This window comes from Helicobacter sp. T3_23-1056, assembly GCF_053654535.1.
Window position 1 is genome coordinate 66,428 of sequence record NZ_JBSIUU010000014.1, and the last position, 11,561, is coordinate 77,988.

8 protein-coding genes are annotated in these 11,561 nt (G+C 37.0%); 4 read left to right on the plus strand and 4 right to left on the minus strand.

Features of this window, described 5'->3' with window-relative positions:
• Window positions 1–30: 30 nt before the first annotated feature.
• The 3 genes from ACWIUO_RS08575 (at window position 31) to ACWIUO_RS08585 (ending at window position 3,079) form a co-directional block, all read left to right on the plus strand.
• Window positions 31–1,218, plus strand: coding sequence for a hypothetical protein (locus ACWIUO_RS08575; RefSeq protein ID WP_454177481.1), 1,188 nt, complete (start codon window positions 31–33; stop codon window positions 1,216–1,218).
• Between the two features lie 460 nt (window positions 1,219–1,678).
• Window positions 1,679–2,563: a tetratricopeptide repeat protein gene (locus ACWIUO_RS08580; protein WP_454177482.1), complete on the plus strand. Its 885-nt coding sequence runs from the start codon at window positions 1,679–1,681 to the stop codon at window positions 2,561–2,563.
• 51 nt (window positions 2,564–2,614) lie between these two features.
• The gene (locus ACWIUO_RS08585) at window positions 2,615–3,079 is read left to right on the plus strand and encodes a hypothetical protein (RefSeq protein ID WP_454177483.1); all 465 of its coding nucleotides are present in this window, start codon (window positions 2,615–2,617) and stop codon (window positions 3,077–3,079) included.
• 159 nt (window positions 3,080–3,238) lie between these two features.
• Here ACWIUO_RS08585 and ACWIUO_RS08590 read toward each other — a convergent pair whose 3' ends face one another.
• Both ACWIUO_RS08590 and ACWIUO_RS08595 read right to left on the minus strand, forming a co-directional pair.
• Window positions 3,239–6,157: a PD-(D/E)XK nuclease family protein gene (locus ACWIUO_RS08590; protein WP_454177484.1), complete on the minus strand. Its 2,919-nt coding sequence runs from the start codon at window positions 6,155–6,157 to the stop codon at window positions 3,239–3,241.
• Between the two features lie 226 nt (window positions 6,158–6,383).
• On the minus strand, window positions 6,384–7,001 hold the full coding sequence (locus tag ACWIUO_RS08595) for a bacteriohemerythrin (protein WP_454177485.1): 618 nt from the start codon (window positions 6,999–7,001) through the stop codon (window positions 6,384–6,386).
• A gap of 444 nt (window positions 7,002–7,445) precedes the next feature.
• On the opposite strand from ACWIUO_RS08595, the gene ACWIUO_RS08600 reads away from it, so the two are divergent.
• On the plus strand, window positions 7,446–8,339 hold the full coding sequence (locus ACWIUO_RS08600) for a hypothetical protein (protein ID WP_454177486.1): 894 nt from the start codon (window positions 7,446–7,448) through the stop codon (window positions 8,337–8,339).
• A gap of 272 nt (window positions 8,340–8,611) precedes the next feature.
• Here ACWIUO_RS08600 and ACWIUO_RS08605 read toward each other — a convergent pair whose 3' ends face one another.
• Window positions 8,612–9,850, minus strand: coding sequence for a pseudouridine synthase family protein (locus ACWIUO_RS08605; RefSeq protein WP_454177487.1), 1,239 nt, complete (start codon window positions 9,848–9,850; stop codon window positions 8,612–8,614).
• Between the two features lie 268 nt (window positions 9,851–10,118).
• A complete protein-coding gene (locus ACWIUO_RS08610) occupies window positions 10,119–11,375 on the minus strand; it encodes a phospholipase A (protein WP_454177488.1) in 1,257 nt (418 codons plus the stop codon).
• Window positions 11,376–11,561 lie beyond the last annotated feature (186 nt).

Here is an 11,561-nt window from a genome sequence, read left to right on the forward strand (position 1 = left end):
TTGCTTTTACCTTAACACAAAGGATACGAAATGAAAACTCTAAAGACAATGACCGCAAGCGCGCTTATCGCTTCATCTATCACTACTGCAATGGTAGGCGTAGCAAATGCTAGAAGTGCTGGGACCGAGCTATTTGGACACATAGGCGTAGCGTATAATCACGCGCTTACTGACAACCAAAAAGGTGCTGATGGTAAAGACAACGCTTTTATGGGAGCGACAGGACATTTTGGAGCGGATTTTGGCTCTGATGATTTTGGGGTAGGGCTTGGCGTATGGGCTGGCTACAAAATCTTTAGCTTATCAAATAACGCAGGGGATAGCAAATACGGCAAAAACTACTATGATGTTTCGGATTTGTATTTCCGCTACACAGGTTCGTTTGATTTGTATGTCGGGCGATTTAGCTCTAGCTTCCTAAAAAGCGATTGGATTGACTTATACACTCAAGGCGTGGGGGTTAGCGTAGGATTTGGTGAGAGGTCAAATGTATGGGCTTCTTGGGCAAACGATTCTGCGACTTTTGGCGCGCAACCAAACAGAATCGGCTCTGAACTTGTCTCATATTCTCGCTTCCCATCAAGTTTTGATAATTTCAACATTGGCAAAAAAGATTTTGTAGGCGTGGGTGCAAATATCGGGCTAGGGATTTTCCAAATCGACCCATTTGCGCACTACTATGTAAATGGCTATACAAACCAAGACATTATCCAAGCGGGAGCTAGACTAGCAATCATCGCAGGGGATAAATCAAGCATAGAATCTACCACTTCTGTGCGCGGAATGTATCAATACGACAAGAGAAATTCTTACTTAGTGTGGGCTGAAGAGGAACTATTTTTTGCCAAATATTTCAAACTCGGCGGTGGCTACCTAATGGTAGGCAAAGAAGCAGCAATCCACACAAATGGCTCTGACCATACAAGATTTTATGGACGCTACACTACGCCAAGCATAGCAAGCTATTTTGCTGGTGGCGTTGGCGTGTGGTATGGGTTTGCAGGCGTGGAGCACGAGAGAGTCAAATTTGATGTGCTTTATGCAGGTGGAGATTATAAAGAATTTTCCGCAGTGGTTAGCGTGCGTGTGTTTGACTACAAACTTGGCGTTATGCGTGATGGATTTGGAATCGATGTGGGTGCTGGCTATGTAAGCAATGGATTTGACGCTGGCTACAAAGCACACAATGCCATCGCATTTGCAAAACTTGTGTTTTAATCCCTTAAAAAAATACGCTTTTATATTTTAGACTTTTGTTTATGATTTTTGTAGCTAGTCATAGATAAAAGTAGTGCTAGTCCAAGGTTTTTAAAAATCTTGGACTAACTTTTTACCTCTTATTTTTCCTGCTTACAAAAATTTCTTACGATATTTTACGATATTGACATACAGAATGCCCGCATTGCAAGTATAGCAAAAGCAAAAAAGTGATTAAGATTCTTGTTTGTTAGTATTTTGCGGATACTTTGAGTGAGAAACTTTGCTTAATCTTGCTTAATTTTGCAATTTTTGGGATTTTATTTTTTTATCCAAAAAAAACATTTTTACACAATATAGCTCCAAACCCGTAGCTTTATTTAAAATCTGTTTTTTTTTTTTTTTGTAGCATACTTTTTTAGTTTTATGGCGTTTATTTTGATGCTAAAAGCCATAAAAACAACATAAAAAGGTTTTACAAATGTCAATATTCGATGAAATAAAAAAGAATGTTTCAGGCAATGCAACAAATGGAGACAACTTAGGCAAGCCAAAAAAACCATTTTTTAGCGGTATGACAAAGTTTATATTTATGCTTATTGTGATTGTTGTGCTACTTTTTACGATTAAAAATATGTTTAGCAGTATGTTTGGTTTTTTTGATGATAGGGAAAATCAACAAAATAGAATGCAAGTGCGTGATACCGAGCAATACAAAGAAAAATGCAATAAAGGCAACGCAGAATCTTGCATAATCTATGACGAAATCAAAAAAAGTCTAAAAGATACGCAAGAATCAAATGCAAGCTATGAAAAAGCCATAAAAATTTTACAAGGCGAATGCGGAATCGATAATTTTAGCTTTTTTGGTAGCTCAAGTGTGGAAAATGAGGAAAGTTGCTACAAATTAGCCAAAATCTACAATGACGGACGAATCGTAAAAAAAGATGAGACTAAAGCTCTAAAATATGCCCAAAAAGCTTGCAATGAAAAAGGGCATAGTGAATCTTGCGGTATGAAAAATGCCAAAACACAACAACTCATAAACGAACATCAAGCAAAATGTGAAAATGATAAAAACGCCTCTAGCTGTATGCGGGTAGCACAATATCGAGAGAGCGAAAATGACGGCGAAGCGACAAAATATTTTTACCAAAAAGCGCGAAAAATCTATGAAGAAGCGTGTGATTTGGGCTTGTTATGGGATAGTATCAAAGATAATGGCGAGAGCTGCTATGCGCTGGGGCAAATGTATCGTAATGGGCAGGGGATAGACAAAAATGAAAAACAAGCAGAAAAATACTTTAAAGCTGCGTGTCAAAAAGAATATCAATCCGCTTGCGATGAAGCACAAAAACCAAATTAGGTTAATTTACTTAGATTTTGTTTGGCATATCAAATATAAAAGGAATAAATAATGTGGGCTAGAATTGTATCAATCGTGTTCCCTATTGCTGGGATAGCTCCAATTCTTGATAAACAGAATGGTGAGAAAATGGCAATTATTGTGCTTGTATGCGGAATCGCATTTTTTGCTATCATTGCTCTTTTTCAACGCATATTTAACTTGGCTGAACGAAGTTTTTATAAGAAATATTATTTGATTGGGTTTGTATTTTTGGTATGTTTTGGTGCTATATGTTTTCTTGGTAATGATGCTCAACTTTTTTTGTTTTATTTTGTTCTTTGCTGGCTATTTTTTCCTTTTGCTGTTTTGCCAAGACAAGAATCTACCAAAGGCGTTTTAAGAAAAATATTGCGTTTTGTGATGACGCCTATATTGTTTGTGTTGTCAATTCCGTTTGGGATTTGGAATATTTTTGCATATAAAAAACCTATAAATCCGACACAAAAATCAAATACCACTAATAAAAAAAAGTAAAACTTCACCACCCCAAAACGATTCATAACCGCATATAAATAACATAAATAAGCCCATAAAAATGAAATACTTTCAATCAGCAAATATATTCCATTATTTTTAGGTGTTTTTTAGTCTTTGTTAGAATCTAAAAAATTTTACAATGATGTTTAGCGACAATTATGCGCGGTTGCATAGCCAAATATATGGGCAGTTTCTACAAGTGCTTAGTTTATCTGTGAGGGCAAAATCTACTTGGTTGTTTTTTGCATTTTCTATGTGATTTTGCATTGTGTTATGCGCGCTATCTGTATCGCCTGCGCTATCTTGGAGTGCTTGCAAAATCATATTTTTGATTTTATCATCGCTAGATTCTTGTAATGTCTCTTTGGAGGATTCTTTGAAGGTGTCTTTGATGGATTTTTGGGTGGATTGTTGGGCAGATTTTTTGGTAGATTTTTGATTGGATTCTTTATAGCCCAAAAACACATTTTGCTTTTCTCTCAAAAAATATAATCCCGCTTCTACTAGATTTTGCACCTCTCCATTTGTGCTATCATTTTTATCAAAAGCATAGCCCTCATATTCCTCACCCAAAAAGCCTAGATTCCCGTATTCTAAGATTTTAGATTCTAATAAAATCTTATAAAACGCAAGCTGAAATTTATACTTGGCTTGATTTTTTTTGTGCATAGCATATTTGTAGTCTAGTATCCATATTTTTCCTTGCGCGTCCATATCTAGCCTATCGATTCGCCCCTTTAGCAAAAATCTTTTTCCATTATGCAAGATGCTAGATTCTATATCGCATTCGCACGCTAGCACGCGCAAACCCGACTCTTTTTTGATATTTGAAAACGCGCTAGCAAAATCCGTTTCATTTTTGAAACCCCCCTCATTTTCAAAATCCCCCACATTATTGCCATTATCATTTGTGATGTCCATATTTTCTTTCACCCTTTTTTCCTCATACTTCCAAAATCCGCGCATCTCTAGCTCGCTCATTTGATATGCAAGAGCCTCCATATATGAAATCTTGCTTAGATTTTGCGCTAAATCACTAGATTGCAAAATCTGCTTAGATTTTGTCATAAAATCTTGTTTTATTGATTCTAAGATTTGTGGATTTAGCGGGGTATTTTTGTATTTGCTATATGCTTCTAAAAGCGCGTTATGCAAATTTGTGCCGATGTTTAAGGATAGATTTTCCTCTTCTTGTGGGGCGATTTTTAGCACATATTGAAAATAAAATTTGCGTTTGCATTTTACAAAAGTCCATAAACTCGTAGCCGAAAATCTAAAATTTTCCAACACGCCAAAAGCGTTTTCATCGACAAATGCGGGCAATTTTTGGCTAGGGAAAAGCGCGTAGTAATCATCGCCATTTTGGCTTTTGATATTTAGCTCATCTAGCAGGTTTGCCCTTGTGCGTTCGTCATTTTGGGTATGGGTTAGATAGACTTCTTTGTGCGTATGCAAAAAAAGCGAATAATAATAATGCTTTTGCAAATGCTCTCTATCTTTTAGCGTAGGCATAGCAAGCTGCGTGCGGATAAAGGTATTTAAAAACATATCGCTATCTTTGACTTTGGGGATAAAATCTACATTGCAATCAAGCACAAAAACATACTCAAAACTAAGCCCCCTAGTCTCCAAAATCCCCATTACGCGCACTTTGCCCCCACGCGTATCATCATCTTTTAGCGTTTTTATATCCTCCAAAAAAAGCGTAGATAATTCCTGCCATTCCAAATCGTTTATGTAGGATTTGATTTGGGCATATTGAAGTAAGATTTCTTGGATAGATTTTGTGAGATTTGGCGGGATTTGAGAGAGGATTTGGCTAGATTGCAACAATGATTCTAGCGTGGATAAATTATCTTTTGTGCTATTTTTTATGTCGGGTTTTGGGGCGGATTTTGGGGTGTTTTGGGCGTTATTTTGAAAATTATTTTGCGCGGATTCTTGTGCGTGGTTTTGCAGTAGCGATTCTAGCGTGGCAAAAAGCCCTAGATTTTCTTTGCCCATCGCGTAGTTTAGGTTGCGCGCTTCATCTAGCACTTCAAAATACTCTACCATATCATCGCTAGGCAAAACGATAGCGATTTGCTCTCCATCTACCCCGCATTCTAGCAGTTCGCGCACTCTCTCTAGCACGAAAGCGCATTGCCCGATGCGTAGCTCAAAGCCAAATGAGCTAATATGAGGCAAATTTTTTAAGGGGGTTTTTTGAGTGATTTTGCAAGATAGATTTTGGGATTTTGTATGTTTTTGGGCTAGATTTTGGGCAAAATCTATTTTTGTGGAATCTTGCTTTGCAAAATCTAGCTGTGATTTTTGGACAAAAGCTTGCAAATCTTTTGTGGATTCTTGCGTAGATTTTTGTATTTCTAGGCAGTAGCTAAAGTTAGGCTCTAAGCGTGCTTGCTCTAGCGATTGATTAGGATTTTGCGATTTTTGTGTGTCTCGCAAAATTTGCGTGAAATATGGGAAATGAGTGGCATTGTAGCTATCTATGTTTAGATGAATGCGTAATGGCACAATAAGCGCGATTTGCCCTAAAATATGCACTTCTATGGGTGTCAAAAATCCATCGATAAAAATCTCTATCGCTTCAAACGCGCTTATAAACTCATCTATGATGACTACTTCGTCTTTGCGCGGGACACGGAAAAATCTCTCCCTCTCTAGCACTTCCTCAAAGCGAGTGAAAATCTCTTCAATGATTGCTAAATGCTCTGTAAAATCCGCATAAATATCACTGCTTGGAATATCGCTAAATGCGATATTGTGGCTTTTGATTTCATTAAAAAAATATGCTAAAAAATCACTCCCCTCCAAATATCCCAAAAAACTTTTTTCAAATACCAAAAGATTGGTGATTGTCGGCTTTTGCGCGATGATTTGGCGCAAAATATTTTGCAAGATTATGGTTTGGATTCTGTGGTTTATGCGAGTTTTTTCTGGCACGATATAGCTTTTTTTAAAAAATTCGCCTATGCTTAGAGCCTTTGGCATAAGCCCTTGTGGCTTTTTGGCATAAAAATCCCTAATCAATCGTTGCGTAGAAAACACATAAAGCACTCTCTCTAAATCCATAAAATCCCTTAGTGTTAAAATTTTTAGAATGCAAAAAGCGTATTTTGCCCTATTTTTGTTTATATTTGGAATCTAATGAGCGCAAGATTTGCTAGAAGCGGATTTGTGAGAATGTTTGCTAGACAAAGATAATAAAGATAAAAAGATAAAAGCGTAAGATTTTAGATAAAGTTTCAAAAAACCTAGAAATGATTAAAAAACAAGCTAAAATCAAATCCCTTTGATTTTAGTCATCTAAGATTTCATCACGCACAAAACTAATAATCGCCTTGCATTTTTTGCAGTGAAAAACTGAACCATTTTGGATTTTTTTATGCACGCTATCTAGCACGCGAAATGATTTTCTACAACCACAATGGTAAAAATGCGCCACCTCTTCATTTTCTAGCAATTTTTCATCTAAGAAAATAGGGCGATTTTGCTCATCTCTCTGTCCTGCGGAGCGCAAAAGTTTTTTGTGCTGTTTATGCCAACGCTCGATTTTCATATCCTCTTTCATAATGTGTTCCATAAGCCATTCTTTTGTGATGATAGCTAGCTTTTTTTTGAAGTCATATTGGATATTTTGGATTAAATGCGACATTTTAAAAACAATATCTTTGTGAATCTCTCTATGCTCCTCTAAATGCGGATAACCAATGCTTGCCATATATTCTTCCTCATCGTGGAAGTGAAATCTCATATAATTAAAAAGCTCGACAAGCATAGCCTTTATCTCACTAGAATCCACTTGCTTATGAATCAGCTCGGCTGCCTTTTTTGCGATGACAAAAAGCCTTTTGTGTTGTGAGTCAATGTGGTCATTTTTGACGCTATATTTGTCGTCCCACTCTGGAATCAGCATATATTCTCTCCTAACTTAAGCCATAAAGACAAAACTTAAACCCATAAGACAAAATTTGCGCAAAATCGTGCGCGTATGTATCGTGCAGATTGTGTATAAAAGCCAAAATTATACCACTATTAACTTTTGATTAGCCTTTTTTAATAGTTTTTGTGATGAAAATGCGTAAAAATTATCGATTTTTGCACTAGCAAAATCTATAAAAAACTTACAAAAATAAAATCCCTTATTTTAGATTTTTAGATACAATTTGCCTTAGAGTTTATGTTTGGATTTTGACTTAGACTTTTATGTTTTTTTATGTTTTTTGGAGAAAAACAAACATATACAAAACCTCATAAAATGGGCTTTGAAAATGGATTTTACACAAAATCTAGCCTAAAAAAGCCCAAAAAACAAAATCCAATAAAACCCATAAAACCCAAAAAAGAAAGGAACAGGGAAATGAAAAAATTCGCATTGCTTCTTAGCATTTTTGTCATATCTGCTTTTGCTAGCCAAGACGCTACTACTACACAATCTTTGCCAAGATCTTTGCAGGGCAAAAAAACTTACTTAGAAGAGGAACTAAAAGAGCTAGAAGCTAGGGAAAAAGAACAGATAGAAATCCAAACCCTAGAAGCAAAAATCCAATTTCTAAAAGAAAAACAAGCAAATCAAATCAAAACCCCTGCTCAAAACTCCGCGCAAACCTCCAACGCACAGGCACTAAACCTAGCTCCTGCCACGCTTGCAGAGGAAGAGGACGAAGATGATGAAGATGAAGTCATCAGCGACCAAGAATATAGGGATTTGCAGACAAAACGCGCATTTGGCAAAAATCGAAATGGCGTTTTGTTGCGATTTATGGCAGGCAGTATGCGACCACAAACAATGTTTAACAAAGATTCCCAAACAGGTTTTGGATTTGGGGTAGGGTATCAGCGATTTTTTAGCTTTTTGGGCTTTGGCAAGCCTAGCAAAAGCCCTCTAGGATTTAGAATCTATGCGGATTCTTTTGCCCCGTTTAATAACGGCAGGACACAAACAATGTCAAGCGCAAATATTGATGGCTTGCTAGAATTTAACTTTCCAAATAGCTTCTCATACTTTGGCATATTTGGCGGTGTAGGGTATGCTAGATTTGATATTTGGGATTCTACTTCGGCTATGATGAGTTTTCGCTCTAGCTATCATAGAGAGAGCATTGCGTATAATTTTGGCACTGCGCTAACGCTTGGTGCAAAGCATCGCTTTGAGTTTTATTACAAAGTCTTGCCCGAGAGAAATAGCAAAAAACTAGATTTTGCGTGGAAAGAGCGAAATCTTATTTCTTTTGCGTATCAATTCACATTCTAAGGCTTGCGTAATTCTGCTTTTTACTTCGCGCTTTTTATGGGGGGATTTTTGGCTTGCAAGGGGAAGTGATTTTCCTTGCAAGTATTTTTTGTTTTCATTTTTTTATTCTCTTTTTTTTTGCAAAAGTTGTTTTTTTATCCTTGCATTTTTTAGAGACTTGCTATTTTTTTACGCATTGTTTTTGTGCGTCAAAGCAGGTTTTAGCGCAGATTTTATTTGAAAGATTTTGATTTTGAAAAATTTTGATTTGCAAGATTTGTTTTTATAAGATTTTATGATTCTTGCCACCATTTAGGTTTTGGCGTGCTAAGTTTGTATCGCGCGCCATCAAATACAAAATCCACACTCAAAGAATGCAAAGCTAGTATTTTATCCGCATACAAAATATTGCCAAAATCCACATTTTTTTTAGAATCATTAGAACTAAATATGTTTGTATTTTGAAGTCCTTGCCCATCTTGCCCCCTCATCATCTTTAGTTCGTCCAAATACCGCTCACTTACTTCATCGCTCACGCCATAGAGGAAGTCATTTTCAATCGGGTGTCCTATGTGGGCTAGGTGCAAGCGGATTTGATGAGTGCGACCTGTGAGGGGAAATGCTTTTATAAAAGTATGAGTGCCATCAAAATATATGGGGACAATGTATGTAAGTGCGGGCTTTGAATGTTTTGATTGCTTTGTGGTTTTTGTTAGTTTTTCGTGGTTTGCTAGATTTGTAGCGTTTGCAGTATTTTTAGTGTTTTTAGTATTTTTAGTATTTAGTCGCAAAGCAAAATCCCTCAAAGAAGCGCGACAAAAAGAATCATTTGTAAATTTTGCAACACATTCTAGCAAATCATTTTTTTGACAAAAATCACTAAAATCCAAAAAATGCAAAGAGTCTAGCGTGCAATCATCTTTTTTAGAATCATCAATTTTTGAGCGGATAGATAGATTTTCTCTTTGTGTATTATGCGCATTTTTAGGACGAGCAGGCACGATGATAGGCGCATTTATTAGGCATTCTTTTTTGATTTCCCAGCGCACTTTTGCGAGATAGATTTTTTGGATTTTGCGATTCATTAGGGAGTTTTTTAGCGTGATTTGGGCTTTTTTGCTCCTCGCTACCAAAATCGCCCCGCTAGTCTCAAAATCAAGCCTATGCACACTTTGGGCTTCATCACCACAAAAAAAGCGGATAGAATCTAGCAAACTTTTGTGCAAAAAATTGCCTTTTGGGTGGGTTAGGATTTTGGGCGGCTTGCAAAAAAGCGCAAAATCCTGCGTGCAAAACATCGGCTTTACCAGCTCGCTTGACTCATAATAATTATCCGCAAAATGAGTAAGCCACACGCCACCTTGCAATATGTCGCTTTTGCGTGCGATTTGCCCGCCATTTGTGTCGATTCTTAGTCGCGCTTTGTCGATGGTTTTTTGTGCCAATGCAGGCGGAAATCCAAGCGTTTGTGTTAAAAATTTGCTAGCTTTTATGGGAGAATCTATAAAAAAATACGAGCGAATAAATGGCAAAAAAACTCCTTATAACGCAACATAAACTGCAATAATATCATTTATTTGTCGCTAGATTTTGCATTTTTATCATAATCCGCAAAATCGTGGAAATATATCTTTTTTGCATATTTAGATTTTTTTTGTCATACTTCTTTCATCGCGAGCGAGGCGATAGTCTAGCGTGGCAATCTATTGATTCTATATTACATTTTGGATTGCCACGCAAATGCAACTTTTGTCTAGGTTGCAAATCCTCGCAAATCCTCACATTCCACCCAAAACCCCCCTAAAAACTTCTAATCCTAAGCCCTATGCCTAGCCTATGGGATAGTTTATCGTATTCATAAAGATTGTCCCCATAGCCATAAAAATACTGCGCATACAGCGATACAAAATCGCTTATCCCAAAAGAATACCCCACCCGCACGCTTGGATAATAAGATTTGGTAGCCACGATGATAGGCGTAAAATGCACTTCAGCCAAATGCCTAGAATGCCTATAATAAAACCTCACATTTGCATAGCCCATATATTTATGCAATTCTAGGTTGTCTTTGCGCTTTTGGATATAGGGCCACGCACTTATATGGATACCAAAATCCCCTGCATTATTTACTTTTGTGCCATTTTTGCTAAAATCACTCTCCCATATTGCTTCAAAGATTAGCCGATTTGCCGCACTTCTGCTACGACAGCCCGCAGGGGTGGGGTCGCTAAACGATTCTCTTTTGCATTCCTCCCCGCCTATGCCATTGCTATAATGCAAAAATCCTAATCGCAATTCTTGCAACAACCCGCCTAAAAACCTCCACTCCGCAGGATAAGCATAAAAAATACTAGGCTTATAGTCCGTATCTCGCACGGGGCTAGAATAGCGGAAATTAAACTGATTAAACCACATTGTCTGCGTGTAGCCAAAAAACAAACTCCCCTTGCTCCAAAAAGCACCACGCCAAATAGGGATTTTCGCGCTTAGCTGAAACTTTAGCTCATTATTATCATTTATCCCCCACACGGGCGTAAAACTATGATAAAACAAAAAATAAGTCCCCTCGTGTTCAAAAATCTGCATATAGTATTTGTAGGCATTTTGGGCTTTTTTGGCGCGCTCTTTGTAAGTCTGCGGGGAGAAAAAGTGATTTTTTAGTCGTGTTTTGGTGGATTTGTCTGTGGTGGATTTTGTGGGGTTTGTGTCGGTGGGTGGCGATTTTTGGGAGTTTGATTCTGTGGGATTTGATTCTGCAAAAATCGATTCTGTGGCGTTTAATTTTTGGGAGTTTGATTTTGCTAGATTTTGCTCTGTGGGATTTTGATTTTCTTGCATTGTGCTTTGCGTTTGGGTTTGTATTTGTTCGTGGGTTTGGGCTTGTGGAGTTTGGCTAGATTCCATAGATTTTGCATTAGATTCTATATTAGATTTTACGCTAGATTTTATATTAGATTCTAGGCTAGATTTCGCGCTAAAATCCATATTAGATTCTACCCCATATATGTTTTGCAAAATCAATGCCAAAACAAATCCCACGAATTTATATTGCTTCATTTTCGCCTCTACCGCCCATAAATTTTAAATTTTTGATAACCACAAAATCTTTGTAAAATTTTTGTAAAGCAAACACAAATTGTGCCATATAAATATTGGTTTTATGCGATTGTTTGCAAAATCTAGCATATAGTTTCAAGTAAAATTTGCAAAAAACACACAATGCTTCACAAAAACTTCAAAACT

What these genes read in the sequence shown, in the direction of transcription:
- ACWIUO_RS08575 (WP_454177481.1), top strand. Translation starts at nt 31, where the DNA reads ATGAAAACTCTAAAGACAATGACCGCAAGCGCGCTTATCGCTTCATCT.
- ACWIUO_RS08580 (WP_454177482.1), top strand. Translation starts at nt 1,679, where the DNA reads ATGTCAATATTCGATGAAATAAAAAAGAATGTTTCAGGCAATGCAACA.
- ACWIUO_RS08585 (WP_454177483.1), top strand. Translation starts at nt 2,615, where the DNA reads ATGTGGGCTAGAATTGTATCAATCGTGTTCCCTATTGCTGGGATAGCT.
- ACWIUO_RS08590 (WP_454177484.1), bottom strand. Translation starts at nt 6,157, where the DNA reads ATGGATTTAGAGAGAGTGCTTTATGTGTTTTCTACGCAACGATTGATT.
- ACWIUO_RS08595 (WP_454177485.1), bottom strand. Translation starts at nt 7,001, where the DNA reads ATGCTGATTCCAGAGTGGGACGACAAATATAGCGTCAAAAATGACCAC.
- ACWIUO_RS08600 (WP_454177486.1), top strand. Translation starts at nt 7,446, where the DNA reads ATGAAAAAATTCGCATTGCTTCTTAGCATTTTTGTCATATCTGCTTTT.
- ACWIUO_RS08610 (WP_454177488.1), bottom strand. Translation starts at nt 11,375, where the DNA reads ATGAAGCAATATAAATTCGTGGGATTTGTTTTGGCATTGATTTTGCAA.